Below are 26502 nucleotides of genomic sequence, written 5' to 3' on the forward strand. Positions count from 1 at the left end.
ACCGGGAGGCACGAGCATCATGGGAGCCACATCACACCAAGCCGGAGCCGCCGGCAGGGCACCGACGGCCGACCGCCCGTCGTCGCTGCGGAACGTCGTGCTGGTCGGCCACAGCGGAGCCGGCAAGACCACGCTGGTCGAGGCCCTCGCCCTGACGGCGGGCGCCGTCAACCGGGCCGGCCGGGTCGAGGACGGCACCGCCGTCTCCGACTACGACGAGATCGAACACCGGCAGCAGCGGTCCGTACAGCTGTCCCTCGTCCCGGTCGAATGGGCCGGCATCAAGATCAACATCTTGGACACCCCCGGATACGCCGATTTCGTCGGCGAGCTCAGGGCCGGTCTGCGCGCCGCGGACGCGGCCCTTTTCGTCGTCTCCTCCTCGGACGGGATCGACGGCGCCACCCGCATGGTCTGGGACGAGTGCGCGGCCGTCGGCATGCCCCGCGCCATCGTCGTCACCCATCTGGAGGCAGCCCGCGCCGATTACGCACAGATGACCACCGTCTGCGGGGAGATCTTCGGGGCCGAGGACCCCGACGCCGTCATCCCGCTCTACCTGCCGCTGTACGGGCCTCCCGGCCCCGACGGGCACACCCCGGTCGCCGGCCTCCTCGGCCTGCTCTCCCGGCGCGTGTACGACTACACCTCCGGGGAGCGCGTGGAGCGCGACCCCGAGCCCGCCGAGCTCGACCTCATCTCCGGCGCCCGCTCCCGCCTCATCGAGGGGATCATCGCCGAGAGCGAGGACGAGAGCCTCATGGACCGCTACCTCGGCGGTGAGGACATCGACTTCAAGACCCTCGTCGACGACCTGGAGCGCGCCGTCGCCCGCGGCACCTTCCACCCCGTCCTGATGGCCGCCCCCGCCGCCGACGGCGCCCGCCAGGGACTGGGCACCGTCGAACTCCTGGAACTGATCACCGGCGGCTTCCCCACCCCGCTGGAGCGCGCCGCCGTCGCCGTCACCGCCCCGGACGGCGCCGAGCGCCCGGCCGTCACCTGCGATCCCGACGGGCCGCTGGTCGCCGAGGTCGTCAAGACCTCCTCCGACCCCTACGTCGGGCGCGTCTCCCTCGTCCGCGTCTTCTCCGGCACCCTGCGCCCCGAGGAGACCGTGCACGTCAGCGGCCACGGCCTGGCCGACCGCGGGCACGAGGACCACGATGTCGACGAGCGGATCGGCACCCTCACCTCACCCTTCGGCAAACAGCAGCGCACCCTCACCCAGGTCATCGCCGGGGACCTCGCCTGCGTGGCCAAACTCACCCGCGCCGAGACCGGCGACACCCTCTCGGCCAAGGACCGGCCCCTGCTCATGGAGCCCTGGCCGATGCCCGACCCGCTGCTCCCCCTCGCCATCGCGGCCCACAGCAAGGCCGACGAGGACAAGCTCTCCCAGGGCCTGGCCCGGCTCGTCGCCGAGGACCCCACGATGCGGCTGGAGCAGAACCCGGACACCCACCAGGTCGTCCTGTGGTGCCTCGGCGAGGCCCACCAGGACGTGGCCCTCGAACGGCTGCGCGCCCGCTACGGGGTCCAGGTCGACCCCGTCCCGCACAAGGTGAGCCTGCGCGAGACCTTCGGCGCCAAGGCCTCGGGCCGCGGCCGCCACGTCAAACAGTCCGGCGGGCACGGCCAGTTCGCCATCTGCGAGATCGAGGTGGAACCGCTCCCGCCGGGCAGCGGCATCGAGTTCGTCGACAAGGTCGTCGGCGGCGCCGTGCCCCGCCAGTTCATCCCGTCCGTCGAGAAGGGCGTCCGCACCCAGGCCGCCCGCGGGCTCGCCGCCGGCTATCCGCTGGTCGACGTACGCATCACCCTGCTCGACGGCAAGGCGCACTCGGTGGACTCCTCCGACGCCGCCTTCCAGACCGCCGGCGCGCTCGCCCTGCGCGAGGCCGCCGCCGAGGCCCGCATCCACCTCCTCGAACCGGTCGCCGAGCTCGCGGTCCTCGTCCCCGACGAGTACGTGGGTCCCGTCATGAGCGACCTCGCCGGGCGGCGCGGCCGCGTGGTCGGCACCGAACAGGCCGGCGCCGGCCGCACGCAGGTCCGCGCCGAGATCCCGGAGATCGAGATCGGCCGGTACGCCGTCGAACTGCGCTCGGTGTCGCACGGCACGGGCCGGTTCACCCGCGCCTACGCCCGCCACGAGCCCATGCCTCCCCAGATCGCCGACAAGGTGCGCGAACAGGCCGAGAAGGGAACCTGACTGACACGGCGCCAGGAGCCGCCCACCCAAGCCGCTTGCGGTGGGCGGCATTTCCCTGTCCCATGACCATGGGAAGAGATACGCCGATAGGCTCATCTGCGCGGCAAAAGAGCACAACGCACAGCGATGGGGGCAACGGTGGCGGACGACGGATTCGACTTCAGGCCCGGGGCGCAGGTACCCCTCCAGGGGGGCGGCGGCCAGACCGCGGCGACCAACGCCCTCGCGTCGGCCGCGTACCGGGACGGCGGCACGGACAGCAAGCTGTCCGACATCGCCAAGGCCGACAACGAGTACCACAAGTCCACGATCAAACCACCGAAGATCTCGCTCTTCGAGCCCAGCCTGGGCGAGGCCTTCTGCCGCGCCGTCGAGGCCCGCACCCTGGCGGCCGGCCGCAAACCGCTCATCCAGTCCTTCGGCCTCGACCCGCAGACCGTCGTCGAGCACTGCCTGGCCGCCTCCCGCATCCGCAAGGAGCGCGACCGCAAGCTGCGCCTGATCATGCTCGTCGCCGGCGTCGTCTTCCTGCCCGGCCTCCTGCTGTGGCTGGGCCTGTTCCAGCTCCGCAAGACGCTGTCCAAGGGCGAGGGCAAACGCTCCTGGCTGGGCACCCTGCTGCTCGTGGGCGTCGCCGTCGTGGCGGCCGTGCTCATGTTCCGGCTGCCGTTCACCGGCTTCCTCGGCCTCTACCTGCGCGGCATGATCATCGCCCCCGCCGTGGGCTGGCTCCTCGCCCGCCGGATCTGCGAGGCCACCGCCGCCGACCTGCGCTCGCGCTGGGACGGGCTGCTGGCCGGCAGCGGCATCGGCGCCAAGATCCCGGAGGCCGTACCCGGCAACCCCGACGAGAAGGCCCGGGAAGACCTGCGGCACTCGCTGGCCAAGCTCACGGCCGAGGACCGCAGCAACTCCGTCTTCTACGCCGGCCCCAAGGGCATCCTCGGCATGGGCACCCGCTGGGGCAGCTGGCAGATGGCCGAGGAGCTCGCGCCCAAGACCGAGGGCATGGAGATCCACCCGTTCCGCAGCTGGGACGTCATACGGGCGATCGACACCGAGCTGCGCAAGCTGGAGCGCGGCCCGCTGCACACCGGCGGCCTGCCGCCCGCCTCGATCCAGCACTGGATCGTCACCCCGGTCGGCGAAGCCGCCGGGGAAGTGGCCCGCCCCACCGGTGCGGACGTGGACACCTTCCTCGTCAAGCCGCACGAGATCACCCGGATCTGCAACGAGCAGCAGTTCAGCGGCGGCAACCGGCACTACCTCGGCATCCAGTACCCGCTCTGGGACGGCCAGTTGGTGATCACGATGCTGGTGACGGTCACCGTGCTGTACAAGACCCTGCGCGTCGAGGTGACCGGCCACGCGCTCGGACCGGTGCACGGCCTGTTCACGAGCAAGTCGGCGGCCCCGAAGGTCGAGGTGCCGAAGTCCATCCGGTTCTGGGAGACCGTCGAGCGGCCCCTGCCGCTGGTCGACGCCCAGGAGGTGGTCCGCCTCGCCGTCCGCGCCCCGCTGACCTGGTTCCCGCCGATCCTCGAATTCTTCGGCGGCAAGCTGGTCCTGCCCGAACCCTTCGGCCTGCGCCACGTCTGGGCGGGCCAGCCCTGGCGCCACCGCTTCATGGCCGACGACGCCCTGCGCGCCGCCACTCCGGTCCTGCGGGCGGTGCACGCGGCGGCGCTGCGGGTGCTGGAGGAGAACGGCGCCGACATCGACCGCTTCAGCAACCGCTCGATGATCGTCAGCGGTCTCGTCCAGGACGCCGCCCCGCGCAAGGCGGACGCCTACGACGCCTAGACAGGAGGTCCCGGGGCCGATCCGCGGCCCCGGGACCTCCTGGTCGTCGTCCTGGTCGTCGTCCTGATCCGCGTCCTAGCCGACGGGCCAGGCGTCGGCGAGCATCTGGCGGGTGTCCGCGAGGAGTTGGGGCAGCACCTTGGTGTGGCCGACGACCGGCATGAAGTTCGTGTCCCCGCCCCAGCGGGGCACGATGTGCTGGTGCAGGTGCGCGGCGATGCCGGCTCCCGCGACCGCGCCCTGGTTCATGCCGATGTTGAAGCCGTGCGCCCCGGACGCCTTCCGCAGCGCGACCATGGCCCGCTTCGTGAGATCGGCCAGCTCGACCGTCTCGGCAGCGTCGAGCTCCGTGTAGTCGGCGACGTGCCGGTACGGAACCACCATCAGGTGACCGCCGTTGTACGGGTACAGGTTCAGCACGGCGTAGACGTGCTTGCCCCGGGCCACGACCAGGCCGTCCTGGTCGGACATCTCCGGAATCCCGCAGAAGGGACAGCCGTCCCCGGCCTCCGGACCGGTCGGCTTGTTCTCCCCCTGGATGTACGCCATCCGGTGGGGCGTCCACAGACGCTGGAACGCGTCCTGCGTGCCCACACCGATCTGCTGCTCCGGCTCAGTCGTCATGGGATGCAGCATATGACCTTGCCCCGGCAGGGCGTGTCGCCGGGGGGAAGACGGCCACCGGCACCGCGATGCTGGGCCCATGCGTGCCGAAGAAGAGCCCCGTGATCGAGTCTGGGAGCGGCGTACCGAGCTGCCGCTCTTCTACGCTTCCCTGGTCTTCATGGCCGGGTACGCCGTCCGCGTCCTGGCCACCGACACCGAGCACATCTGGCAGGACGTCGCGGCCGTGGCGATCCTGGTGACCTGGGGCTGCTTCCTCGCGGACTTCCTGATCCGGCTGGTCCTGAGCGGCGAGAAACCGCGGCGCTTCGTCCGCCGGCACTGGCTGGACGCCGTGGTGGTCCTCCTGCCCACGCTCCGGCCGCTGCGCCTGGTCAAGGTCCACGACGCGATCCGCGCCAAGGGGCGCCGCCCGCGCCGCAGCCTGTACCCGCGCGTGATCACGTACGCCGGGCTCACCTCGGTGCTGCTGGGCTTCTCCGGCTCGCTCGGCATCTACCACAGCGAGCGGACGGACCCGGCCTCCCCCATCCAGACCTTCGGGGACTCGGCGTGGTGCGTGGTGCAGACCCTGACGACCGTCGGCTACGGGGACGTGGCCCCCGTGACCCCGACCGGACGGGTCATCGCGGTCGGCCTGATGGTCTGCGGCCTGGCCCTGCTCGGGGCGGTGACGGGTGCGTTCTCGTCCTGGCTGATCCAGGTCTTCCGCGAGGAGGACGAGGAAGGCGGCGAGGGGACCCCGGGAAACGGACGTTTCCCGGGGTCCCCTCGATAGACCCCCGCGGGGGCCGCCTTGCCGGTCAGACCTGGACGCGGTCCTCGACGACCTTGGCCAGCTTGGCCAGCGCCTCGTCCTTGGCGATGCCGTTCTCCTGCGAACCGTCGCGGTAGCGGAAGGAGACGGTGCCGGCGGCCATGTCCTCGTCACCGACGATGATCATGAACGGGACCTTGAGCTTCTGGTGGTTGCGGATCTTCTTCTGCATCCGGTCGGAAGAGGCGTCCACCTCGACCCGCAGGCCCTTCTTCTTCGCCGCGGCGGCGAATTCCTGAAGGTACTCGACGTGCCCGTCACCGATCGGGATGCCGACCGCCTGGACCGGGGCCAGCCACGGCGGCATGGCGCCCGCGTAGTGCTCCAGCAGTACGGCGAAGAACCGCTCGATGGAGCCGAACAGCGCGCGGTGGATCATGACCGGGCGCTGGCGGGAGCCGTCGGGCGCGGTGTACTCCAGGTTGAACCGCTCCGGCAGGTTGAAGTCCAGCTGGACGGTCGACATCTGCCAGGTACGGCCGATGGCGTCGCGCGCCTGCACGGAGATCTTCGGGCCGTAGAAGGCCGCGCCGCCCGGGTCGGGGGTCAGCGGGAGGCCCTGCTTCTCGGCGACCTGCTGGAGGACGGCGGTGGCCTCTTCCCAGACCTCGTCCGAGCCGACGAACTTCTCCGGGTCCTTGGTCGACAGCTCCAGGTAGAAGTCGGTCAGACCGTAGTCGCGGAGCAGGTTCAGCACGAAGGTGAGGGTGCGGTCGAGTTCCTCGGCCATCTGCTCACGGGTGCAGTAGATGTGCGCGTCGTCCTGGGTGAAGCCGCGGGCGCGGGTCAGGCCGTGCACGACGCCCGACTTCTCGTACCGGTACACGGTGCCGAACTCGAACAGGCGCAGCGGGAGCTCACGGTAGGAGCGGCCGCGCGCGTCGAAGATCAGGTTGTGCATCGGGCAGTTCATGGGCTTGAGGTAGTAGTCGGTACCACCGTCGAGCTGCATGGGGGGGTACATGCCCTCCGCGTACCAGTCCAGGTGCCCGCTCTTCTCGAAGAGCGCGCCCTTGGTGGCGTGCGGGGAGTAGACGAACTCGTAGCCCTCTTCCTCGTGCCGGCGGCGCGAGTAGTCCTCCATGGTCCGGCGGATGATGCCGCCGCGCGGGTGGAAGACGGCCAGGCCGGAGCCGATCTCGTCCGGGATGGAGAAGAGGTCCAGCTCGTTGCCGAGCTTGCGGTGGTCGCGCTTCTCGGCCTCGGCGAGGAAGTCGAGGTGGGCCTTCAGCTCTTCCTTCGACGGCCAGGCGGTGCCGTAGATGCGCTGGAGCATCGGGTTCTTCTCGCTGCCGCGCCAGTAGGCGGCCGCGTTGCGCATCAGCTTGAACGCCGGGATGTTGCGGGTGGTGGGCAGGTGGGGACCGCGGCAGAGGTCCTTCCAGCACAGCTCGCCGTTCTTGGCGTCGAGGTTGTCGTAGATGGTCAGCTCGCCGCCGCCCACCTCGACGTTCGCGCCGTCGTCGGTCGAGGCGGAGCCCTTGATGCCGATGAGCTCCAGCTTGTACGGCTCGTCGGCGAGCTCCTCGCGGGCCGCCTCGTCGGTGACGACGCGGCGGGAGAAGCGCTGGCCGCGCTTCTGGATCTCCTGCATCTTCTTCTCGACGGCCTTCAGGTCCTCCGGGGTGAAGGGCCGGGCCACGTCGAAGTCGTAGTAGAAGCCGTCCCGGACCGGCGGGCCGATGCCCAGCTTGGCCTCGGGGAAGAGCTCCTGCACGGCCTGGGCCATGACGTGCGCGGTGGAGTGGCGCAGGATGTTGAGACCGTCCTCGGAGGAGATCTCCACCGGCTCGACGGTCTCGCCGTCCTTCACCTCGTACGAGAGGTCCTTCAGCTCACCCGCGATGCGCGCGGCGACGATGGTGCGCTCGCCGGCGAAGAGCTCGGCCGCCGTAGTGCCCGTGGCCACCACGCGCTCGTCCCGCTCGGAATCGCGTTGGATGATCACACGGACGTCTGACACCGGTCTCTCCTGACTCAGGGGATGCGCGGGCGAACGCCGCGCGCCTGAATCGTACCGAGCCGAGCGGCTCCGCCGCGAAACGGTTACGGCTCCGCCACCCCGCCGGGGGCGTCCGGGCCGCGGTCGCGGAGCGGGGCCCGGTGACTCTCCTCGGTTTCGCCGTCGGCGGCCGCCTCCCGTGACTAGCATGTGCGCCCTGCGAGTTGCGATTCCACGGGGGTGCTCCATGATCGTGCGGGTGGGCCTGATCGGCGACGAGGCGGGCGACGAGGTGCGCCGGCTGGAACAGTGGCTGCGGCAGGACCAGGACCTCGGGCAGGTCACCATCACCGCCCTGGCCGCTCCGGCCGGTGAGGGTGACATGGGTCCGGTCACCGAGGCCCTCCAGCTGCTGCTCGAACCGCGGGGCGTGCTCACCGCCGTGGCCGCCTCCCTCGGCACCTGGGCCGGAGTCCGGCGCCGGCAGGTGCACATCCGCGTGCGCAGCGGGGAGAAGGAAGTGGAGATCGACGCCTCCCGGCTCCAGGACCCGGACGAGGTGGCCGTACGGATCCTGCGCGAGCTGGACGGTCGGTGAGCGGGCCCTCCTCGCCGTCGTACGCCTCCGCACGCGCCGTACTGATCGGCTCCGCCACCTACCACTCGCAGGACCTCGAGGCGATCCCCCACTCCGCGCGGAACATCCGCGGACTCAGGGAGGTCATCACGGACCGGACGCTGGGCGGCTTCGCGCCGGGGGACGTGCGGCTCGTGGACGATCCCGGCAAGGCCCAGGACGTCATGGACCCGGTGACGGAGGCCGCCGCGCAGGCGCGGGGCGTCCTGCTGGTCTACTACAGCGGCCACGGACTGCTGACCACCGCCGGTGATCTCCACCTCGGCCTCACGGAGAGCGAGCCCGGTCAGGACTGGACCAGCCTGGCGTTCTCCTACCTGGCGGGCGTCGTCAAGCAGTCCCGCGCGAACGTCAAGATCGTGATCCTGGACGCCTGCTACAGCGGCCGGGCGCACTCCGACCTCATGGGCGCCGAGTCCCGGCTGGTGACGGAGCAGCTGGCCGCCTACCACGGCGTGTACTCCCTGACCTCGGCTCCGGGGAACCGGACGTCCACCGCTCCCAAGGGGGCCGTCCACAGCGCGTTCACCGGCTTCCTGCTGGAGGCCGCGCGCGAGGGCGTCCCGGGCGACGGGCCGGTGCTGTGCCTGAGCGACCTCTACGCGGAGGTCCGCCGGCGGATGCGGTCCACACGCTTCGCCCTGCCGGAGGAGTGCGGCAAGACGGGCGCGGGAGCCCTCCCCTTCGTACGCAACCGGGCGTTCACGCCTCCGGCCGCCAGGCCGCCCGGACCGGCGCAGGAGGACCGTCCGGTCCCGGAACCGGGCCCGGGCCGGCTGCCGTCCCCCGGGCCCGCCCAGGTGCCGCGGGCCGCCGTCCGGCCCGACGGGCCCACCTTCACCACCGTCCTGGCCGGCGGCTACCGCATGGGGGAGGTCAACGCCCGTCTGGCGGAGGTCGTGGCCTCGGTGGCCGACCCCGGTCGCTGGCTGAACCAGGGCCCGCCGTACTTCCGGAGCGAGTCGGGCCGCAAGTCCCACGGGTACGACGTCGCGGAGGTGGACGCCCACATCGAGCGCCACCGCCGCCGGCCCGCGACGTTCATGGACGCCCTGCGCCTGGTGCTGCTGCTCCAGCGCTTCACGCCCGCGGGGGACACGTGGCGACCGGACTGGTGGACCTCCGCACAGAGGAAGCGGTACGGCATGGCCGACGGGGAGCGGCTGGTCGGCCGGGCCCCGGAGGGCGCGGGCCGCGCCGTCGTGTTCACCGACACCCATCTGTGCGTCGTGCAGACCCCGGAGCTGCTGAGGGTCCCGTACTCCCGGCTCGCGGCCCTGTCGCTGTCCGTATCGCGCCACGAGGAGAACGTGGTGACCGTCACCGATCAGGCGGCGATCTGCGAGGCGGTGGTCATCTTCGTCACGACCCTCTGGTTCGGATCCGAGCGGATGACGGTCAGAGAGGGCTCGAACCACCCGGTCCTGTCGGCCCTGCGCCGCTTCCTCCCCGCGATGGCGGACCTGCGCGCCCGCCACCCCGAATGCTTCGACGGGCTCCCCTAATCGTCGCTCGGGAGGACGTCCGCGGGGTCCAGGGACTCGTCCAGGGACTTCATCAGGCGGTCGCGCTCGACCTCGTCCAGCGGGACCGGGCTCACGTCGGTGGCGTCCGTCAGCCGCCGGAAACCGCCCCGGCGCTGGAGCCGTCCGCTCACCCGGATCGGCACGCCGACCAGGTGCGCGTGCCCCGCCACCCGGTACGCCTCCTCGTCCAGCACCGCCCGTACGTACGGCACCTCGGCCCCCGCCAGGACGCGCAGCCGGATCGTGCCCCCGCCGCCCGGCGCCGAGCGCCGCATCCGGACCACCGCGCCGGCCACCCGTACGGCCACCGCCGGTTCGTCCCGGGTGTAGCGCGCGGCCGCGTCCCGGAGCACCGGCAGGTCCCCGGGCGAGAACTCCACCGGCTCGGGACGTGCCGCGCAGCCCGCCGGGACCCCCGCCGCCGGCGCCCAGGCCAGCGCGATCCGGGCCCCTTCCGAGCCGCGCACCAGCGCGATCAGCGCATCGGCCAGCTCCCTGCTGACCCCGGCCTCGACCGCCGCGTCGAAGGCCTCCATGCCGCCGGTGGCCCGCTGGTAGTCCACCGCCTCCCGGGCCGCGTGCAGCGCGTGGTGCAGCCGGGTCACGGTGCCCCGCCCGCCGTCCACCGGGACGTACGCGGTCAGCCGGCGCCCGCCGGGGGCCGGCCCCACCAGGACCCCGTCCAGGGCGCGTTCGGCCTGGCCGCGGTGGCGGGCCCCGTAGTACCCGGCCCTGGCCCGGTCCGCGAGGGCCCCGGCCAGCAGCAGCTGCCGGGCGGCGGAGCGGAGCTGTTCCTGCACGGTCCAGGCCGCCGCGCCCTGGGGCCCGTACGGCCCCTCGGGGCCCTCCGGGATCCGCCGCTCCCAGCGGATCTCGTCGCTGGGCACGCTCAGTCCGTACAGCACCTCCCGCGCGGACGGCAGCGCGCTGCGCGAGAGGGCGGTCAGCGCCTCCTCCAGCAGGTCGGAGCAGTCGGGGAAGGCCCGGCTCTCGGGGACGAGGAGGCTGCTCCCCGCGCCGGCCGTCGCGTACGGGGCCGGCGGCGTCCAGCGTCCGTACCGCCCCGCGGCCCCGCCCCGGCGCTGCCAGCCGTGCCGGTGCAGCAGGGCCCCGAGCACGGCCGGGTCGACGTGCGCGGGATCGGGCGTCCCGGAGTCCGAGAAGTCCCCGTACTCCGACGGGGACGTCAGCGGTTCCAGGTTCGGTGAGTGCCAGTGCATCAAGGTGTCCCTCCCGACCCGACCCGGGTCATGATCTCGCACAGCGCCCGGTCGTCGAAGATCCGCGTGGTCGGGATCCGTACGGTGGTCCGGCGCCGGCCGGTCACGGGGTGCCCGGCGAGGTTGGTCCAGTAGCAGCAGTGCCGCAGGTCGAGCCGGTCGTGGCCGGCGGCGAGCCACTGGTCGCGCTCTCGCGGGACGAGCATCACGACGAGGATCTTGTGGACGGCGACCGGCGTGCGGGCCAGCTTCACCAGGTGCTCGTTGTCGAGCGTGAAGGCGAACGTGGGCCCCGCCGGTCTGGGCGGTACCTGGTAGGTCGCCTTCAGCTGCACCTTGATGGTGACCTCGTCGTCCACGACGTGCTCGGGCGCGCCGTGGTTGACCTGCCAGTCGATGCCGTTGTCCGGAAAGGGCTGGGAGAGCGAGCAGCCGGCCGCGGCCGCGACGGCGTGCAGGTATCCCACCTGGAGGGTCTCCATGCAGGCGGTGGTGGCGAGCGTGCCGCGCAGCGGTCCGGTCCGTTCCTCGTTCCGCGGATCGGTCCGCCCCTGCAGCATCCCGCCCGGTTCGGGCTGCGCGAGCGCCATGGCCGGCTCCCCATGCCTTCCGGGCTCTGCCGAATGAGGGTGGTGTGGTGGGTGGGGTGACGACCGGTCATGTGTGCGGTCCCCCAGGAAAGTTGTCTCCGTAGCGGAGGGCCCGCAAACGGCGTACGGCGCAAACAGGCCGGGTATCACCGATGCGGGCGGGGGTGGCACGTTCCGAGGCGGCGGCGCCCGGGTGCGCCCCGACTGCCGATCGGGAACGAGGAGTTCGCCATGACGCGCTGGTATGAGGGGCCGCTGGCCGCATTCGACACGGAGACGACCGGGGTGGACGTGGAGCAGGACCGGATCGTGTCCGCCGCTCTCATCGTGCAGGAGTGTGCGGGCGGCCGGGTCCGCTCCACCCGCTGGCTGGTCAACCCCGGCATTCCGGTGCCCCCGGGGGCCACGGAAGTGCACGGTCTGACCGATGATCACCTCCAGCGCAACGGGCGCTGGCCGGCGCCGGTCGTGGAGGAGATAGCCCGTGCGCTCGGGGAGCAGCTGGTGGCGGGCCGGCCGGTGGTGGTGATGAACGCGCCGTTCGATCTGACGCTGCTGGACCGGGAGTTGCGCCGGCACCGGGCGTCGACGCTGGCGCGGTATCTGGACAACCGGCCGCTGACGGTGCTGGATCCGCGGGTGCTGGACAAGCACCTGGACCGGTACCGCAAGGGCCGCCGGACGCTGACGGACCTGTGCGCGCACTACGGGATAGAGCTGGAGGGCGCGCATGACGCGGCGGCGGACGCGCTGGCCTCGCTGGAGGTCGTACGGGCGGTGGGGCGCCGGTTCGCCGCCCGGCTGGAGCGGCTGACCCCGGCGGAGCTGCACACGCTCCAGGCGGTGTGGCACGCGGCGCAGGCGCGCGGGCTGCAGGCGTGGTTCGCCCGGCAGGGGACGCCGGAGTCCGTGGATCCGCACTGGCCGCTGCGGCCGGAGCTGCCGGCGGCGGCGTAGGCGGACCGGGCGGCAACGGGCCCCGGACATGCGGAAGGCCGGTCCGTCGTGAGACGGACCGGCCTGACCCGGTGGGCGATACTGGGATCGAACCAGTGACCCCTTCGGTGTGAACGAAGTGCTCTCCCGCTGAGCTAATCGCCCGGGAACGGGTTGAACAATACAAGAGGCACGGGGTCTGGTTCAAACCGCTTCCGGCGAGGTGGCCAGCCGGGCCTCGAGAGCGTGCCGCCCGGCCCGCATCATCAGGGCGTGGTTGAGGCGGAACGCGGGCCGCACGGGCACCGCGAGACGCCTCAGCAGGGGGCTGCGCACCTCGACCTCCTGCTCGTACAGGGCCCGTGTCCCGCGCCCGCCCGCTCCCCGGCGGGCCCGCACGGTCCACCGCGCCCAGCCCTCGATGTCCCCGTGCAGGGCCGCCTCCAGGAGGCCGCGCCCGGGATCGCGGAGCAGTTCGGTGGCGGTCATGCGGATCTCGTAGGGGAGGACGGAGCGGATGTGCAGGACTCCGCTGTACCCGCCGTCCCCGCCGATCTGCTCGACCGCGCGGACCTGGGGCCACCAGCGCGGGTAGTCGCCGGCCCGCTCCAGTACGGAGTAGACCCGCGCGGGCGGGGCGTCGAGGTCCCACACGCTGCGGAAGCGGTAGCGGTTCCAGCGGTCCAGGCTGCTGCGGTCCATGGCCCCAGTCTGGACCGGCGGGGCCGCGCGCGGGGCCCGCTCCGCAGCATCCACCCTTCCGTGGCCGGGGGCGCGTACTCCCGTGTACTCAGCGCGGATCTGAGTACGCACACCCATGTCCTGACGGCGTGACGGGCGCCACACTCCGGAGCATGGCGACTCCACCACCACCGGGCATACCGCTGCCACCCGACCGCGAGCTGGCGCTCATCGACCGGGAGCTGGCTCAACTCGACGCCCGGCGCTCGTACTTGCTGGCCCGCCGGGACTGGCTGCTGCGGCTGCCGGCTCCGCACGGCTGGGCGCCGGCCGCTGCCGGCTCCCCCGTCCGCCCGCAGGAGGCCTCGGGCCCCGGTGCGCAGAACGTGCTGCTGACGCTGGGCGCGGTGCTGCTCGCGGTGGCAGCGCTGGCGTTCACGCTGGTCAGCTGGGGGTCCCTGGGGATCGCCGGGCGCAGCGCGGTACTGGCCGTGGTGACGGCGGCGGCGCTGGGCGCGCCCGCGCTGCTGCTGCGCCGCGGGCTGCGGTCGACGGCCGAGTCGGTGGCTTCGGTGGGACTGCTGCTGACGGTGCTGGACGCGTACGCGGTGTTCGCGGTCGCCGCCCCGCAGAGCGACGGCACGGCGTACGCGGCGGGGGCCGCGGCCGTACTGGCGGCGCTGTGGGCGGGGTACGCCCGGGTGCTGCCGGCGCTGGTGGTCCCGCTGCCGGCGGCGGTGCTGACGGCGCAGCTCCCGCTGCCGCTGGCGGCGCTGGCCGCGGCGGCGGGGCCGGTGGGGACCGGCTGGGCGCTGCTGGCCACGGCGGCGCTGGACGCGGGGCTCGTCCTGCTGGTGCCCGGGGTCAGGGCGCGGGCGGCGGTGTCCGGCCCGGCGGCGGTGAGCGCGGCCGTCCTGGGGGCGGGGGCCCTGCTGAGCGGGCTGTCGGAGATGGCTGGGGCCGGTTCGGCGGGGGCGGCGGCCGGTCCGGCGCTGCTGCTGGCGGCCTGCGCGGCGCTGGGCGTCTCAGTGGCCTGGCGGGAGCCCTCGGCCATGGCGGCCTCGGTCGTCGGCGCCGTCGCGGGGGTGGCGGCGCTCGGTGGCCCGGTCCGGCCGCTGCTGGCGCGGGACTGGACCGTGGTGGTGTTCCTGCTGATCGCCCTGGCGCCGCTGGCGGCGGTACGGGCGAGCGCGCTCCCGGCGGCGGTCCGGCGCGGCCTGGCCCGGGCCGGGGCGGGGGTGGCCGCCCTGGCGGCGCTGTCGGCGCTGGTGGCGGCGGTGGGTTCGCTGGGGTCCCGGGTCGTGGTGCTGGGCGAGGTGTGGGCGGCGACGACCCCCTCCCGGGAGGCGTACGGGCCGGGTCCGGCGGCCGCGGTGACCCTGCTGCTGGCGGCGGGGGCGGCCGGATGGCTGGCGCGGGTGCTGCCGCGCCCGGAGCCGGGCGTGATCGCGGTGGTGCTCGGCTGGGCGGGGCTGTTCACGGCGCCGCTGCTGTCGGGGCTGCCGGTGGCGGCGGTGCTCGCGGCCCAGCTGGCGGTGGTGGCCGCGGCCGGGGTGGGCGCGCTGCGGCTCGGGCGCGGTCCGGGGTACACGGCCGCGGTGTGCGCGGCGGTGGGGGCGCTGAACCTGTCGGTGGCCGCGCTGGACGGCCGTACGGCCACCTTCGTGGTGTTCGGGCTGCTGGGGGCGGGCTGCGCGTTGGGGGCGGCACGACGGCCCGCTCCGCTGCCCGTGCGGGCCGGGGCGGCGGTGCTGGCCGTCGGGTACGCGGCGGCCGTGGTGGCGGCGCTGGGGGCCCTGTGGGGGCTCGCGGTGTCCTGGTGGGCGCTGCCGCTGCTGGCGGTCCCGGCGGCGGTGGCCGCGGCCGGCCCGCGGCTGGGGCGGGTGCGGCTCCCGGCTGAGGCCGCGGCGGGCGCGGTCGGGGCGGTGGCGCTGCTCCTCGCGAGCTGGCCCTGGGAGCCGGCGCGGGCGGCGCTGGTGTGCGCGCTGGCCGGGGTGGTCTGCGCGGGGGCGGCGGTACGGGCGGAGCGGCGCGGGCTCGGCTGGGCGGCCGGGGCCCTGTTCGTGGCGGCGACGTGGATCCGCCTCTCGGCGTCCGGGGTGCAGGTGCCGGAGGCGTACGCGCTGCCGGTGACGGTGCCCGCGCTGGCGGTGGGCCTCGTACGCCGCCGCCGGGACGCGCAGGCCTCGTCGTGGACGGCGTACGGGCCGGGGCTGGGCGCGACGCTGCTGCCGAGCCTGCTCGCCGCCTGGGGCGATCCGCACTGGCTGCGGCCGCTGCTGCTGGGTCTGGCGGCGCTGGCGGTGACCCTGCTCGGCGCGCACCGGCGGCTCCAGGCGCCGCTGCTGCTCGGCGGCGCCACCCTCGCGGCGGTGGCCCTGCACGAGCTGGCCCCGTACGTGGTCCAGGTCGTCGACGCGCTGCCGCGCTGGCTGCCGCCGGCGCTGGCGGGGCTGCTGCTCCTGGTGGTGGGGGCGACGTACGAGAAGAGGCTGCGGGACGCGCGCCGGCTGCGGGCGGCGCTCGGCCGCCTGCGGTAGCGGCGGGAACGGGAAAACGCCAAGGGCCCGGAGACGGTGAAAGTCTCCGGGCCCTTGGTCCGGGTGGGCGATACTGGGTTCGAACCAGTGACCCCTTCGGTGTGAACGAAGTGCTCTCCCACTGAGCTAATCGCCCGGACGCACCGCAAACATTACCCCATGTCAGCGGTGGTTCCCGACCATCCCCGGTCCGTCACTGGTCCCTGAGGTTCCAGGGCGGCGTGAGCCCGTACTTCCAGAGGTAGAAGCCGATCAGCGCGCCCGCGATCACGAGCCCGGCGCTGGTCAGGATGATGTTGCGGCGGCGGACCCTGGGGTCGAGCGCCTTCTGCGCGGCCTCGGTCACCTTGCGCTTGGTCCAGCGGAGCACCAGGTGGGCCCAGGCGAACTCGGTGGCCCAGATCGCCAGGCCCGCGAAGATCGCGACCCAGCCGGGGCCGGGCAGGACGAGCATGGCGACGCCCGCGCCGATGACGGCGAGCCCGACGACGAAGACACCGACCTGCCAGCTGAGGTGCAGGGTGCGGCGCGACTTGATGAAGGCGGGAGCCTTCGATACGTGCGGCGCTTCTTCCGTGGTCTGCTCAGTGGCGTCGGTTACGGACTCGCTTGCGGACTCGGCTGCGGACTCGGCTGCGGACCCTTGGGCCCCGCGGTCACTCCCCGTATTCATGGGCCCGAATCTACCGGAGCCGGAAGCACACGTGAATGGTGGTTTGGATCCGCCGTCCGAGGGACCCAGAGGTCCGCAAAACGGTCAGAGGGGTTTACAACGGCACCGTAGGTGGCATGTCGATTTCGCCGACGTGCGAATCCCCGAGCGCACACTGAGCGAAAGGCCCTGGCGCTTATGAACACCACGGTCAGCTGCGAGCTGCACCTGCGCCTCGTTGTGTCGAGCGAGTCCTCACTGCCTGTCCCGGCGGGCCTGCGGTATGACACGGCCGATCCCTACGCCGTGCACGCCACCTTCCACACCGGCGCCGAGGAGACGGTCGAGTGGGTTTTCGCCCGAGACCTCCTCGCTGAGGGCCTCCACCGGCCCACCGGAACCGGAGACGTCCGCGTCTGGCCGTCCCGCAGCCACGGTCAGGGCGTCGTCTGCATCGCCCTGAGCTCACCGGAGGGAGAAGCACTGCTCGAAGCACCCGCCCGCGCACTCGAATCGTTCCTCAAGCGGACGGACGCCGCGGTTCCACCCGGGACCGAACACCGGCACTTCGACCTCGACAAGGAGCTCTCCCACATCCTGGCCGAAAGCTGAGCCAGGCCCCCAGGGAGCATCTCCCGGCACGCGCCGGGGGCCACTCCGCACCGTCCGACTCGGGGCGACGGTGCGGGCTGGACGAAAACCTCATACGGCAGTGCCGGCGCTGGTCTCGCGGAAGCCGTCCGCGAGGGCGGCGCCGGTGTGCGTGGTACGGCCCGTCCCGCCGCCGGTGACGCGTCCGCCACGGGGGTCCCTCCCGGTTCCGCCCGGTCACGGCTAGAGTCGGCCCCCAGCGGCGGCACTGGTCCGTCGCCGCAGGCCCGGCCCTCAGGGAGCGACCCCGTGCAGATTCCCCACGACACCCGTCGCGCGCTCGACGTCGTCGTCGCGCTGGTGAACACCGCGGCCGAGGCCGACCACCCCGACGGACTGGCGGACGTCGGCTCACTGCGCGAATTCGTACGCGAGTACAAGATCAGCGACATCGGCGAGCTCGGCGCCCGCGACCTCTCCGGCGTACGGACGGTCCGCGGCAAGTTCGCCCAGGTCTTCGGGGCGCCCAACCCGCGGATCGCGGCCGGGCTCATCAACGAGCTGGTGGCGACCGCCGGCACCACCCCGCAGCTGACCGACCACGACGGCTACGACTGGCACGTCCACTACTTCGCGCCCGGCGCCTCGCTGGGCGACCACCTCGCGGCCGACGGCGGCATGGCGCTTGCCTTCATCGTGGTCTCCGGCGAGCAGGAGCGGCTGCGCCGCTGCGAGGCCCCCGACTGCCGGCGGGCCTTCGTGGACCTGTCCCGGAACCGCTCGCGGCGCTACTGCGACAGCCGGACCTGCGGGAACCGGCTGCACGTGGCGGCGTACCGGGCCCGGCGCAAGGAGGCCGACGCGGGCCCTGCGGAGCCGGAGGCCCCGCAGGACGCGCACCAGGGTGGCGCGCAGCCGGGCTCACAGGAGGAACAGGTCGTGCACGGCGGCCAGCAGCAACAGGGTGCCGATCACCCCTAGGAAGATCATCAAGGGCGGCTGGGAGAGCGCGAAGAGGCAGCCTCGCGGCTCGTGGGCGACGGGGGCGGGGACCGGGGCCGGTGCGGGAACCGGCGGGTCGCCCTGCGATGTGTCGAGCATGTCGGGGCGATGATCGCGCAGGGCGCGCGGGATCAGCCCCCAACACGCCAGCCTTCACGCGGGAGTTCACCCCTTCTTGTCAGGCCCGCGGCGATACCGTGCGCGGCCTCAGATTCCGTGCTTCTTCAGAATCGCTTCGATGTCGGAGAAGTCGTCCGCGGGAGTGGCGGGGGTCTGGCGCGACACCGGCTGCGGACGGGCGCCCTGCCCCAGCGAGGGGGCGGACGCGGCCGGGGCCACGGCCCCCTGCCCGGCACTCCCCTTCGCCGCCTTCGGCGGCTTGACCGCCTTGGCGGGCTTCTCCGCCGCGCCGAGCCCGCGCCGCTCGATGGCGCGGGTGGTCATGAACAGCACCCAGGAGAGCCCGAGCAGCGCGAAGCCCGCCCAGACGGACGGCTTGAAGACCATCCCGGACACCCACTCCACGACGCCCGTCAGCACCAGGGCGACCGGTATCAGCGCGTACGCCGCGATCCGCGCGGCGGCGAGGAAGCGCTTGCGATACGCGGTCACCGCGGCGATGCCCAGGCCCGCCGCGGACACCGCGGAACATATGGTCTCGGCCAGCATGCGGTCCTCCAGGAGTGGGCGATCTGTCCCTTCCATCCTGCACCGGGCACCGCCGCAGCGGCCATGGCCCGAGCGGATCCGGCGCCGATCTCCGGGAGATCTCGGGGTCGGGCCTCCTCCTCAGGGCCTGCGCCAGGGGGCGTGTCAGGGAGTGTCAGGGGCAAGCCAGGGGCACGGCAGGGGTGCGTTTCGTCGAGCGCGCCCGGCGGCTGGGACACTGGGCCCATGACCGATTCCGTGATCCTCGACGTCTGGTGCGAACTCCAGTGCCCGGACTGCCACCACGCCCTGGACGACGTACGCGCCCTGCGGGCCCGCTACGGCGACCGGCTGGACATCCGGCTGCGCCACTTCCCGCTGGAGAAGCACAAGCACGCCTTCGCCGCGGCGCAGGCCGCCGAGGAGGCCGCGGAGCAGGGCCGGGCGTGGCCGTACGTGGAGGCCGTGCTGGCCCGCACCGCGGAGCTCGGCGAGCGCGGCGAGGCCGTACTGCTGGACGTGGCGCGTGAGCTCGGCCTCGACGCCGAGGAGTTCGACACCGCGCTGATCGACGGCCGGCACATCCTGATCGTCGACGCCGACCAGGCCGAGGGCAAGGCCATCGGCGTGACCGGCACCCCGACGTACGTCATCGACGGCGAGCGCCTCGACGGCGGCAAGAGCCAGGAGGGCCTGCGCGCCCGCATCGAGGAGATCGCGGACCGCCTGCTGGCCGACAACGCCTGACCAAACACGCCTAGAGCAGGTCCTTGGCGTAGTTGACGTCCGTCGTCCGGTAGCCGAGGGACTCGTACAGCCGCAGGGCCGGGGTGTTGCCCGCGAAGACCTGGAGCCCGAGGACGCGGTGGCCCCCGGCGAGGGCCACGCGTTCGGCCAGGAGCATCAGGTCGCGGCCGTGGCCCCGGCCCCGGTGCTCCTCGGCGACGGCCACGTCGAAGACGTACGCGCCCTCCCCGTTCGGCGCCGTCCACACGTGGCCGACGGGGGCGCCGTCCGCCTCCAGGACGGACAGGGTGGCGCCCTCGGTGGCCAGTCCGCGGGGCAGCGCGCTTTCGTGGTCGGCCACCGCCTTCGCCCGCGCGGCCTCCTCCGGCATGCCGCGGGTGGTCCAGTCGGCGGCGTAGCCCTCGACCGCCCGGACGATCCAGAGCTCGTACTCGGCCTGCGTCATGGGCCGGCCGACGATCCCTGCGCGGAGCTCTGGCGGCTCGGCCGGGAGGTCCTTGGCCATCCTGCGGCTGTACTCGGCGTACCCGAGCGCCTGCGCCATCCGCAGGCCGCCCGCCGACCGCGCGGGCACGCAGACCCGCACGCGGCGGCAGCCCCAGCCGCGCAGCACCTCCTCGGCGGCCAGCGCCCCGACCGTGGCGCGGCCGCGCCGCCGGTCGGGCTCGTCGACGGCGAGGTCCCGGATCTCGCCGACGGTCGGCCCGAAGGGCGTGTCGCAGGCGAGCAGCAGCGCGCCGACGCGCCTGCTGTTGACCCGGATCTCGTACGGGCGCGACCGCGCGCCCCCGCTGCTCTGCTGAAGCGGCCCGCTCGGCCGCAGGGTGGTGGTCATCACTCGTGTTCTACCCGCCCTGCGGCCCCCTGCGACAGCCATTAAACGGGCGGTTCGGGCGCCACCCCTTCCCCGGTCCCGTCCGTCCCGCCCACCTCGCCCCTCACACCGGTCACCCGTCTCAGGGGTCCTGGTCCGCGCCGGCGTGCGCGTCGAAGATCCGCATCGCCTCGGCCGTGACCGGCCCCGGCACGGCCGCGGCCACGGCCCGCCCGTCGATCCGGTGGACGGCCTGCACGTCGCGCAGGGTGGAGGTCAGGAAGACCTCCTCGGCCTGCTCCAGCGCCTCGAAGGGCAGGTCGGCCTCCTTGGCCCCGGCCCAGTCCACGACGAGGGCCCGGGTGATGCCGGCGAGGCAGCCGGAGGCGAGGGGCGGGGTGTACAGCACTCCGTCGAGGACGACGAACACGTTGGAGCCGGTGCCCTCGCAGAGCCGTCCGACCGTGTTGGCGAACAGGGCCTCGGAGGCTCCGGCCCGGTGGGCGGCGGCCAGCGCGACGACGTTCTCGGCGTACGAGGTGGTCTTCAGCCCGGCCACGGCGGAGCGCTCGTTGCGCACCCAGGGCACGGTGATCACGGCGGTGGTGTCCGCCCGGCGGGTCTCCTCGGCCACGGCGACGACGAGGGTGGGGCCGCAGTCGCCGCGGTCGGAGCCGAGCGGGGACACTCCCCCGGTGTACGTGATGCGCATGCGGGCGAGCGGCAGCGGATTGGCCTCCAGGACGGCCGCGCAGGCCCGGCGCACCTCGTCCGGGTCGGGGTCCGGCAGTCCGAGGCCGCGGGCCGAGCGGGTCAGCCGGTCCACGTGGCGGGTGAGGGCGAAGGCCGTGCCGCGCTCCGCCTTCACCGTCTCGAACACGCCGTCGCCCACGGTCAGCCCGTGGTCGAAGACGGACACCTGTGCGCTGTCGGCGTCCCGCAGCGCGCCGTCGAGCCAGATCCTCACCGTACGATCCCTCCGCTCACCCAGGGGTGCCGGTCACCTCATGGGTTCCCGACGCTACCCTGAGCAACCGGGCGGCCTTCAGCTCCGTCTCGGCCCATTCGCGGTCGGGGTCCGAGCCCCAGGTGATGCCGGCGCCGGTGCCGAAGAGCAGGCTCGGGCCGCCCGGACGGCGGCGGTCGATCCAGAACGTACGGATGCTGACGGCGAGCTCGGCGGTGCCCCGGTCGGCGTCGACCCAGCCGATGCCCCCGCAGTAGGGGCCGCGGGGGGCGGTCTCCAGGGCCTCGATGATCCGCAGCGCGGAGGACTTGGGGGCGCCGGTGACGGAACCGGGCGGGAAAGTGGCGGCGAGCAGCTCGGGCCAGCCCGCGCCCTCGGCGAGCTCGCCGCTGACGGTGGAGACGAGGTGGACCAGGCCCGGGTGCTCCTCGACGGCGCACAGCTCGGGGACGGTGACGGAGCCGGTGGCGCAGACCCGGCCGAGGTCGTTGCGTACGAGGTCCACGATCATGACGTTCTCGGCGTGGTCCTTGGGCAGGAGGTCGGCGGCGGTGCGGCCGGTGCCCTTGATGGGGCCGGACTCCACGTGGCGGCCGACCCTGCGCAGGTACAGCTCGGGGGACGCGGTGGCGATCTCGACGCCGTGGGCCGGGAGCCGAATCGTTCCTGCGTACGGGGCCGGGTTGCCGCGGGCGAGCAGGGCCGTGAGGGCGTCGACGTCGGCGCGGTCCGGGTCGGGCAGCGGCGCGGACATCACGCGGCAGAGGTTGGCCTGGTAGACCTCGCCGGCGGCGATGTGTTCGCGGATGCGGCGTACGCCGGCCGTGTAGGCCGCGCGGTCGAGGGAGGAGGACCACTGGTCGGCGGCGGGGCCGCGCCAGGCCCCCGGGACGGGCGGCGGGACGGGGTCGGGGCGTATGTCGCCGAAGCGGGCGCAGACCAGGCGTCCCTCGAAGTCGGCGGCGACCGCCCAGAAGCCCGTCGAGTCGAGGGCGGAGGGGTCGCTGGTGACGTCTCGGAGGTCGGTCGCGAGGAGGCCGCCGAAGCGGGCCAGGGGAAGCAGGTCGTGCACGGCTGCGAGTCTATGACCGGTGACGCCGCGGCGCCGGTGAGGTGACCGCCGGGTGACCGGTGGTGATCGAGCGGCAGCACGCTGCGGAAACGCGTTTTTGAGCTGGCCCGGGAATCCGCTAGAGTTCAACACGTCGCCAGGGAGCGAAGGGGGAAAACCCCGGAGCGAACACGGTGACCTGCGGACGTAGCTCAGTTGGTAGAGCACCACCTTGCCAAGGTGGATGTCGCGAGTTCGAGTCTCGTCGTCCGCTCGAAGTGGGGGATCTTCCCGAGAACCCCTGCAGCTCCGGGTGGAGTGGCCGAGAGGCGAGGCAACGGCCTGCAAAGCCGTCTACACGGGTTCAAATCCCGTCTCCACCTCCAAGGACGATTAGCTCAGCGGGAGAGCGCTTCCCTGACACGGAAGAGGTCACTGGTTCAATCCCAGTATCGTCCACTGGTCCGCAAGGACCTGGTCCGCAAGGATCCCCGCGCGATTAGCTCAGCGGGAGAGCGCTTCCCTGACACGGAAGAGGTCACTGGTTCAATCCCAGTATCGCGCACGCAGTACCTGCACCACCTTGCTCCACCTGCGGTTTCGCACCGTAGCCCGCGCGATTAGCTCAGCGGGAGAGCGCTTCCCTGACACGGAAGAGGTCACTGGTTCAATCCCAGTATCGCGCACCACCTCCGGAAGCCCCGGCCGTTCCCACGGCCGGGGCTTCCGCGTTGCCGGGGCGGCCGGGGCCGCACCGGCCGCGGCTCAGGAGGAGAAGAGCATCCGGCCGAAGCCGCCCTTGTGGTGGCCGTGGTGACCGTGGCCGTGGCCGCCGTGGTGCGGGGCGCCCCAGGCCGGTGCGGGGGCGTGCGCGGCCGGGTAGGGGGCCGGGGGCGCGGCCGGCGGCGGGACCTGGCCGTACTGGCCGCCGGTGTACTGGGACTCCAGACGGGTCAGCGCCTCCAGCTCGCCGTAGTCGAGGAAGATGCCGCGGCAGTTGCTGCACTGCTCGATCTGGACACCGTTGCGGTTGTAGGTGTGCATCATCGCGTGACACTTCGGACACTGCATGACCGGATCAACTCCTCGCCGTCTGCTTCACCACCGGATGCATGCCCGGTGGCGTGAAGCTCACCCTACGACGGAGCCCGCGCCTCCAAGTCGGGCGGGAGGGAGGCAATTCGGGCACAGGACTCCACCATCAGCCGCTCCACGTCATCGAGTCGGCGTCGGCTTTCCGCCGATTTGGCCAGGGCGAGGGCGGCGGTCTGCACGGTCAGGGCCCGGGCTGCGAGGTCCAGTTCCGGCCAGGGGTCGGAGCCGGGAGGCCCGGCCGCGGGGCCGCCGGCGGCGCGGTAGGAGTCGAGGAAACGGGCCCAGGTGCCGGTGTCGAGCAGCCCGGCGGCGTACCAGGCGGCGGGCCGCGCCAGATCCCAGGCGGGGGTCCCGATGCCGAGGTCGTCCACGTCGATGAGCCGCCAGCCCCCGTCGGGGCCGGGCCCCCGCACCAACTGCCCGAGGTGCAGGTCCCCGTGGCACAGGGCCCCGCCGCGGGGCGCCGGTGCCTCCCCGCGCACCCAGGCCGGCAGGGTCTGCGCGGCGGCCCGTACGAGGTCACCGGCGGGCCGGCCCTCGGCGGGGCCGGGCACGAGCGCGGCCCCGGACCGCGCGCCGGCGGGACTCCGGGCGCCCTCAGGGCCCCGGACCCCATCAGGGCTCCGCACCCCATCAGGACTCCGGGCCCCGTCGAGGATCCGGACCCCGCCGGGACTCCGCACCCCGTCGGAAGCCGTGGCCCGGGACAGGCGGCGCAGGGCGCGGGCGAGTTTGGCCGGACCGCGCATCGGGGGGACCGGGCCGGGCAGCCGGTGCACGGGCACCTGGTGCAGGGCCGCCAGCAGCCGTCCGGCCGCCTCCCAGGGGGCGTCCTCCGGACGCTCCGGGTCGACCGGAGCCCCGTACGGCCACAGGGACACCGGCCGGCCGGCGAGGTAGCCGACCTCGGCGCGCAGCGGGGCCAGCAGCACCCCGGCCAGCGCCTCGTCCGCGGCGATCCGCATCCGTACGGCGAGGCCCGCGCGGTCACTGTCCCCGGCGTGCGCCTTGGCGACGATCTCGCCGCAGCGCACGACCGTGCCGTCCTCGCGCTCGGCGAGCAGCTCGTACGGGGCGCCCCGCTCCCCCGCGCCGGCGTACGCCGCGAGGGCGGCGGGCAGTGGCTCCTGGTTCATCGCGGCTCCACGGCTCCCGTCGCTGGCGTCTCGGAAGCAGATTACGGAACCGCGGGGCCGCGTGAAGCGGCGGACAGTGGTGGGGGCGGCATGAAAAAGGGTGCTGCCCGTCCGACTCCCCAGTCGTACGGGCAGCACCCTTCACCTGCCGTCCGTCGCGCCCCCGTCCCCACGGGGTTCGACAGGCCGATGTCCCGGTCCGGGCCGCTCTCCCGGACCCGGGGCGCCGCTCAGCGCCCCAGCATCACGCCCACGGACGACGCCTGTGCCGCCACCTGGTCGAATCCTCCGAAGAGGAAGAGCAGGAGGGCGGCCAGGGGGAGCACCATGGCCGCGGCCACCAGTGGGTGGCGCGTGCCGGACTCATGGCCGTTGAACGCGAATGCCTTGCGTCCGTGCCGCGTGATGTCCGCCATGGTCCTCTCCCTGTCGGTTGGCAGCGGCGGGCTTGTGACCTCGGGGGACGAGTGCGCCACCCGCCGCTTGTCTTCAACACTAGGCGCGGCGAAGTCCCGTGGCGTCCTGCCCTCGTACCCCTTGGCAGGCCTCCAAGAGGATGACGGGGCACCCCGCGTGTACTCCCCTGGGTGGAGACCGGTCCCCCGTTCTGAGGGTCATCCCGGAGGGGATGACCGGAGGGTAGTGAGTTCGCTCACTTCCGTCACTCCCCGCGCATGCGTGTCCGCCGACGGGGTACCGGCAAGATCACCCCGCGCTCCTGCCCGGCGCACGCGCTCCCGCCCTCCGCGCGCCCCGCGCACCACCCCGGCCGGATGCCCAATCCCCTTGGCCCGAGGGCCGTTTGACCGTACGGGCAAGTGCCGTACGGGCAGGGGTCCGTGCGGGTGAGGAACCCTCAAGTGGGTTGCCCCGCACTGACGATCGAATCCTCCGGCGAGGGCGCGGCCTCTGAGCGCTCGTGGCGGATGGTCCGTAAGCTGTGGCACGTCAACAGGACGACCGGTCAGCGGGGTGGACATGGCGATGATGCGGCTCCGGCGCGAGGACCCGCGTGTCGTCGGCTCATTCAGGCTGCACCGACGGCTCGGTGCCGGCGGCATGGGCGTGGTCTACCTGGGATCGGACCGGCGCGGCCAGCGGGTCGCGCTGAAGGTGATCCGGCCCGACCTGGCCGAGGACCAGGAGTTCCGCTCGCGCTTCGCGCGCGAGGTGTCCGCCGCCCGCCGGATCCGCGGCGGGTGCACGGCGCGCCTGGTGGCGGCCGACCTGGACGCGGAGCGCCCGTGGTTCGCCACGCAGTACGTGCCCGGCCCTTCCCTGCACGACAAGGTGGCCGAGGAAGGCCCCCTCACGGCCGCGCAGATCGCCGCGATCGGGGCCGCGCTCTCCGAGGGACTGGTCGCCGTGCACGAGGCGGGGGTCGTCCACCGCGATCTCAAGCCCTCGAACATTCTTCTGTCCCCCAAGGGCCCCCGGATCATCGACTTCGGGATCGCCTGGGCCACCGGCGCGAGCACCCTCACCCATGTGGGTACGGCCGTCGGCTCCCCCGGCTTCCTCGCGCCCGAACAGGTGCGCGGGGCCGCCGTCACCCCGGCGACCGACGTGTTCGCGCTGGGCGCCACCCTCGCCTACGCGGCGACCGCCGACTCGCCCTTCGGGCACGGCAGTTCCGAGGTCATGCTGTACCGGGTGGTGCACGAGGAGCCGCATCTGGTGGGGGTTCCGGACGCGCTGGCGCCCCTGGTACAGGCCTGCCTGGCCAAGGATCCCGAGGAGCGGCCCAGCACGCTCCAGCTGTCGATGCGGCTGAAGGAGATCGCGGCCCGCGAGGCGCAGGGGCTGTCCGACGGGCGGCCTCCGGCGCAGCGCGTGCGGGCCGAGCGGCCGACCGGGCGGCTGCCGGAGCGGGCAGACGCGTACGCGGACCAGCACACGGAGCGCCGTACGGGCGGCACGCCCGCGCCCCAGGGGCCGGACCAGGGCCACGGGCAGGGTCAGGGGCACGGCCCGAACAGCGGGGGGCACGCGCGGCCCTCGGCCTCCCGGCCCTCGTCCCCGCGCCCTTCGTCCTCGCGGAACCCGGGCGGTCCTTCGTCCCGGCCGACGGCGGGGCGTACGGGAGGCCGCCAGGCGCCCCGCACGACGGGTGCCGGACGGCGCCCCTCGCGGCCCGACCCGCGGCTGATGCGCCAGCGGCTGATCGTGTTCGTCGTGGTCACGCTGATCGTCGCGCTGGGGATCGCCGCCGCCCAGAAGTTCTAGCCGCGGCTAGAGCTCCGGGGAGGCGGCGGCGGGGGCCTGGGG

24 protein-coding genes, 7 tRNA genes and 1 pseudogene are annotated in these 26502 nt (G+C 73.4%); 16 read left to right on the top strand and 16 right to left on the bottom strand.

Annotated elements, in window-relative coordinates; translation table 11 throughout:
* The first annotated feature begins 19 nt into the window (after window positions 1-19).
* Both ADK52_RS36010 and ADK52_RS36015 read left to right on the top strand, forming a co-directional pair.
* Complete coding sequence (locus tag ADK52_RS36010; protein ID WP_053694043.1) at window positions 20-2215, top strand: elongation factor G-like protein EF-G2; 2196 nt, start codon at window positions 20-22, stop codon at window positions 2213-2215.
* Between the two features lie 138 nt (window positions 2216-2353).
* Complete coding sequence (locus ADK52_RS36015; RefSeq protein ID WP_107090254.1) at window positions 2354-4018, top strand: hypothetical protein; 1665 nt, start codon at window positions 2354-2356, stop codon at window positions 4016-4018.
* 75 nt (window positions 4019-4093) lie between these two features.
* On the opposite strand, the gene ADK52_RS36020 is transcribed toward ADK52_RS36015, so the two are convergent.
* On the bottom strand, window positions 4094-4654 hold the full coding sequence (locus ADK52_RS36020) for an HIT family protein (protein ID WP_053694045.1): 561 nt from the start codon (window positions 4652-4654) through the stop codon (window positions 4094-4096).
* A 67-nt stretch (window positions 4655-4721) separates the two neighbouring features.
* Between ADK52_RS36020 and ADK52_RS36025 the strand changes: the two genes are divergently transcribed.
* Window positions 4722-5420 (top strand): potassium channel family protein, encoded by a 699-nt coding sequence (locus tag ADK52_RS36025; protein ID WP_053694046.1) that lies wholly within the window; start codon window positions 4722-4724, stop codon window positions 5418-5420.
* A gap of 25 nt (window positions 5421-5445) precedes the next feature.
* On the opposite strand, the gene thrS is transcribed toward ADK52_RS36025, so the two are convergent.
* Window positions 5446-7422: a threonine--tRNA ligase gene (thrS, locus tag ADK52_RS36030; RefSeq protein WP_053694047.1), complete on the bottom strand. Its 1977-nt coding sequence runs from the start codon at window positions 7420-7422 to the stop codon at window positions 5446-5448.
* 226 nt (window positions 7423-7648) lie between these two features.
* Here thrS and ADK52_RS36035 point away from each other — a divergent pair, with 226 nt between their 5' ends.
* Window positions 7649-7999: an effector-associated constant component EACC1 gene (locus tag ADK52_RS36035; RefSeq protein ID WP_053694048.1), complete on the top strand. Its 351-nt coding sequence runs from the start codon at window positions 7649-7651 to the stop codon at window positions 7997-7999.
* On the top strand, window positions 7996-9543 hold the full coding sequence (locus ADK52_RS36040) for a caspase family protein (protein ID WP_053694049.1): 1548 nt from the start codon (window positions 7996-7998) through the stop codon (window positions 9541-9543). Before ADK52_RS36035 ends, ADK52_RS36040 begins: the two co-directional genes overlap by 4 nt.
* On the opposite strand, the gene ADK52_RS36045 is transcribed toward ADK52_RS36040, so the two are convergent.
* Together ADK52_RS36045 and ADK52_RS36050 are read right to left on the bottom strand one after the other, a co-directional pair.
* Complete coding sequence (locus ADK52_RS36045) at window positions 9540-10784, bottom strand: hypothetical protein (RefSeq protein ID WP_234344394.1); 1245 nt, start codon at window positions 10782-10784, stop codon at window positions 9540-9542. The two genes, ADK52_RS36040 and ADK52_RS36045, sit on opposite strands and share 4 nt — an antisense overlap.
* Complete coding sequence (locus tag ADK52_RS36050) at window positions 10784-11374, bottom strand: DUF4365 domain-containing protein (RefSeq protein ID WP_053694050.1); 591 nt, start codon at window positions 11372-11374, stop codon at window positions 10784-10786. The genes ADK52_RS36045 and ADK52_RS36050 overlap by 1 nt, the downstream gene beginning before the upstream one ends.
* A 231-nt stretch (window positions 11375-11605) precedes the next feature.
* On the opposite strand from ADK52_RS36050, the gene ADK52_RS36055 reads away from it, so the two are divergent.
* A complete protein-coding gene (locus tag ADK52_RS36055; protein ID WP_053694051.1) occupies window positions 11606-12331 on the top strand; it encodes a 3'-5' exonuclease in 726 nt (241 codons plus the stop codon).
* A gap of 72 nt (window positions 12332-12403) precedes the next feature.
* Here the strand turns inward: ADK52_RS36055 and ADK52_RS36060 are convergent.
* Window positions 12404-12475, bottom strand: a tRNA-Val gene (locus ADK52_RS36060).
* 39 nt (window positions 12476-12514) lie between these two features.
* Complete coding sequence (locus ADK52_RS36065; protein ID WP_053694052.1) at window positions 12515-13012, bottom strand: SRPBCC family protein; 498 nt, start codon at window positions 13010-13012, stop codon at window positions 12515-12517.
* A gap of 152 nt (window positions 13013-13164) precedes the next feature.
* Here ADK52_RS36065 and ADK52_RS36070 point away from each other — a divergent pair, with 152 nt between their 5' ends.
* Window positions 13165-15531, top strand: coding sequence for an SCO7613 C-terminal domain-containing membrane protein (locus tag ADK52_RS36070; RefSeq protein ID WP_053694053.1), 2367 nt, complete (start codon window positions 13165-13167; stop codon window positions 15529-15531).
* 64 nt (window positions 15532-15595) lie between these two features.
* On the opposite strand, the gene ADK52_RS36075 is transcribed toward ADK52_RS36070, so the two are convergent.
* Window positions 15596-15667 (bottom strand) — tRNA-Val (locus ADK52_RS36075).
* A gap of 57 nt (window positions 15668-15724) precedes the next feature.
* A complete protein-coding gene (locus tag ADK52_RS36080; protein WP_053694054.1) occupies window positions 15725-16204 on the bottom strand; it encodes a TIGR02611 family protein in 480 nt (159 codons plus the stop codon).
* Between the two features lie 177 nt (window positions 16205-16381).
* Between ADK52_RS36080 and ADK52_RS36085 the strand changes: the two genes are divergently transcribed.
* Both ADK52_RS36085 and ADK52_RS36090 read left to right on the top strand, forming a co-directional pair.
* Window positions 16382-16795, top strand: a complete 414-nt coding sequence (locus ADK52_RS36085; protein WP_030011909.1) for an SsgA family sporulation/cell division regulator — start codon at window positions 16382-16384, stop codon at window positions 16793-16795.
* 288 nt (window positions 16796-17083) lie between these two features.
* A pseudogene (locus ADK52_RS36090) lies at window positions 17084-17638 on the top strand (CGNR zinc finger domain-containing protein); the annotation flags it as partial.
* A gap of 57 nt (window positions 17639-17695) precedes the next feature.
* On the opposite strand, the gene ADK52_RS40900 reads toward ADK52_RS36090, so the two are convergent.
* Together ADK52_RS40900 and ADK52_RS36095 are read right to left on the bottom strand one after the other, a co-directional pair.
* Window positions 17696-17875, bottom strand: coding sequence for a hypothetical protein (locus ADK52_RS40900; RefSeq protein WP_078988860.1), 180 nt, complete (start codon window positions 17873-17875; stop codon window positions 17696-17698).
* 108 nt (window positions 17876-17983) lie between these two features.
* The gene (locus ADK52_RS36095) at window positions 17984-18445 is read right to left on the bottom strand and encodes a hypothetical protein (RefSeq protein ID WP_053694055.1); all 462 of its coding nucleotides are present in this window, start codon (window positions 18443-18445) and stop codon (window positions 17984-17986) included.
* A gap of 225 nt (window positions 18446-18670) precedes the next feature.
* Here ADK52_RS36095 and ADK52_RS36100 point away from each other — a divergent pair, with 225 nt between their 5' ends.
* Complete coding sequence (locus tag ADK52_RS36100; RefSeq protein WP_053694056.1) at window positions 18671-19171, top strand: DsbA family protein; 501 nt, start codon at window positions 18671-18673, stop codon at window positions 19169-19171.
* 10 nt (window positions 19172-19181) lie between these two features.
* On the opposite strand, the gene ADK52_RS36105 is transcribed toward ADK52_RS36100, so the two are convergent.
* The 3 genes from ADK52_RS36105 to ADK52_RS36115 form a co-directional block, all read right to left on the bottom strand.
* Window positions 19182-20006 (bottom strand): GNAT family N-acetyltransferase, encoded by an 825-nt coding sequence (locus ADK52_RS36105; protein ID WP_053694057.1) that lies wholly within the window; start codon window positions 20004-20006, stop codon window positions 19182-19184.
* Window positions 20007-20127: 121 nt separating this feature from the next.
* A complete protein-coding gene (locus ADK52_RS36110) occupies window positions 20128-20952 on the bottom strand; it encodes an aminotransferase class IV (protein ID WP_053694058.1) in 825 nt (274 codons plus the stop codon).
* Window positions 20953-20968: 16 nt separating this feature from the next.
* On the bottom strand, window positions 20969-22024 hold the full coding sequence (locus tag ADK52_RS36115; protein WP_053694059.1) for a chorismate-binding protein: 1056 nt from the start codon (window positions 22022-22024) through the stop codon (window positions 20969-20971).
* 180 nt (window positions 22025-22204) lie between these two features.
* Here ADK52_RS36115 and ADK52_RS36120 point away from each other — a divergent pair.
* From ADK52_RS36120 to ADK52_RS36140, 5 genes are all read left to right on the top strand, one after another.
* Window positions 22205-22277: transfer RNA gene (locus ADK52_RS36120), tRNA-Gly, on the top strand.
* A gap of 38 nt (window positions 22278-22315) precedes the next feature.
* Window positions 22316-22389: transfer RNA gene (locus ADK52_RS36125), tRNA-Cys, on the top strand.
* Window position 22390: 1 nt separating this feature from the next.
* A tRNA-Val gene (locus ADK52_RS36130) sits at window positions 22391-22462 on the top strand.
* Between the two features lie 34 nt (window positions 22463-22496).
* A tRNA-Val gene (locus ADK52_RS36135) sits at window positions 22497-22568 on the top strand.
* Between the two features lie 49 nt (window positions 22569-22617).
* Window positions 22618-22692: transfer RNA gene (locus tag ADK52_RS36140), tRNA-Val, on the top strand.
* Between the two features lie 76 nt (window positions 22693-22768).
* On the opposite strand, the gene ADK52_RS36145 is transcribed toward ADK52_RS36140, so the two are convergent.
* The 3 genes from ADK52_RS36145 to ADK52_RS36155 all read right to left on the bottom strand — a co-directional run bounded on the left by ADK52_RS36145 (window position 22769) and on the right by ADK52_RS36155 (window position 24650).
* Window positions 22769-23074: a zf-TFIIB domain-containing protein gene (locus ADK52_RS36145; protein WP_030157333.1), complete on the bottom strand. Its 306-nt coding sequence runs from the start codon at window positions 23072-23074 to the stop codon at window positions 22769-22771.
* Window positions 23075-23139: 65 nt separating this feature from the next.
* Complete coding sequence (locus ADK52_RS36150; RefSeq protein ID WP_078988864.1) at window positions 23140-24234, bottom strand: phosphotransferase; 1095 nt, start codon at window positions 24232-24234, stop codon at window positions 23140-23142.
* A gap of 230 nt (window positions 24235-24464) precedes the next feature.
* A complete protein-coding gene (locus ADK52_RS36155; RefSeq protein WP_030157329.1) occupies window positions 24465-24650 on the bottom strand; it encodes a hypothetical protein in 186 nt (61 codons plus the stop codon).
* A 562-nt stretch (window positions 24651-25212) separates the two neighbouring features.
* On the opposite strand from ADK52_RS36155, the gene ADK52_RS36160 reads away from it, so the two are divergent.
* Window positions 25213-26460, top strand: coding sequence for a serine/threonine-protein kinase (locus ADK52_RS36160; RefSeq protein WP_078988868.1), 1248 nt, complete (start codon window positions 25213-25215; stop codon window positions 26458-26460).
* Window positions 26461-26502 lie beyond the last annotated feature (42 nt).

This window comes from Streptomyces sp. WM6372 (assembly GCF_001279655.1).
Taxonomy (GTDB): domain Bacteria; phylum Actinomycetota; class Actinomycetes; order Streptomycetales; family Streptomycetaceae; genus Streptomyces.

Excerpts from the sequence above, each read along its gene's own strand:
- ADK52_RS36065 (WP_053694052.1), bottom strand. The coding sequence starts at position 13,012 with ATGGACCGCAGCAGCCTGGACCGCTGGAACCGCTACCGCTTCCGCAGC.
- ADK52_RS36155 (WP_030157329.1), bottom strand. The coding sequence starts at position 24,650 with ATGGCGGACATCACGCGGCACGGACGCAAGGCATTCGCGTTCAACGGC.
- ADK52_RS36095 (WP_053694055.1), bottom strand. The coding sequence starts at position 18,445 with ATGCTGGCCGAGACCATATGTTCCGCGGTGTCCGCGGCGGGCCTGGGC.
- ADK52_RS36080 (WP_053694054.1), bottom strand. The coding sequence starts at position 16,204 with ATGAATACGGGGAGTGACCGCGGGGCCCAAGGGTCCGCAGCCGAGTCC.
- ADK52_RS36010 (WP_053694043.1), top strand. The coding sequence starts at position 20 with ATGGGAGCCACATCACACCAAGCCGGAGCCGCCGGCAGGGCACCGACG.
- ADK52_RS36085 (WP_030011909.1), top strand. The coding sequence starts at position 16,382 with ATGAACACCACGGTCAGCTGCGAGCTGCACCTGCGCCTCGTTGTGTCG.
- ADK52_RS36055 (WP_053694051.1), top strand. The coding sequence starts at position 11,606 with ATGACGCGCTGGTATGAGGGGCCGCTGGCCGCATTCGACACGGAGACG.
- ADK52_RS40900 (WP_078988860.1), bottom strand. The coding sequence starts at position 17,875 with ATGCTCGACACATCGCAGGGCGACCCGCCGGTTCCCGCACCGGCCCCG.
- ADK52_RS36145 (WP_030157333.1), bottom strand. The coding sequence starts at position 23,074 with ATGCAGTGTCCGAAGTGTCACGCGATGATGCACACCTACAACCGCAAC.
- ADK52_RS36020 (WP_053694045.1), bottom strand. The coding sequence starts at position 4,654 with ATGCTGCATCCCATGACGACTGAGCCGGAGCAGCAGATCGGTGTGGGC.
- ADK52_RS36025 (WP_053694046.1), top strand. The coding sequence starts at position 4,722 with ATGCGTGCCGAAGAAGAGCCCCGTGATCGAGTCTGGGAGCGGCGTACC.
- ADK52_RS36160 (WP_078988868.1), top strand. The coding sequence starts at position 25,213 with ATGGCGATGATGCGGCTCCGGCGCGAGGACCCGCGTGTCGTCGGCTCA.
- ADK52_RS36105 (WP_053694057.1), bottom strand. The coding sequence starts at position 20,006 with ATGACCACCACCCTGCGGCCGAGCGGGCCGCTTCAGCAGAGCAGCGGG.
- ADK52_RS36150 (WP_078988864.1), bottom strand. The coding sequence starts at position 24,234 with ATGAACCAGGAGCCACTGCCCGCCGCCCTCGCGGCGTACGCCGGCGCG.
- ADK52_RS36050 (WP_053694050.1), bottom strand. The coding sequence starts at position 11,374 with ATGGCGCTCGCGCAGCCCGAACCGGGCGGGATGCTGCAGGGGCGGACC.
- ADK52_RS36045 (WP_234344394.1), bottom strand. The coding sequence starts at position 10,784 with ATGCACTGGCACTCACCGAACCTGGAACCGCTGACGTCCCCGTCGGAG.
- ADK52_RS36070 (WP_053694053.1), top strand. The coding sequence starts at position 13,165 with ATGGCGACTCCACCACCACCGGGCATACCGCTGCCACCCGACCGCGAG.
- ADK52_RS36100 (WP_053694056.1), top strand. The coding sequence starts at position 18,671 with ATGACCGATTCCGTGATCCTCGACGTCTGGTGCGAACTCCAGTGCCCG.
- ADK52_RS36035 (WP_053694048.1), top strand. The coding sequence starts at position 7,649 with ATGATCGTGCGGGTGGGCCTGATCGGCGACGAGGCGGGCGACGAGGTG.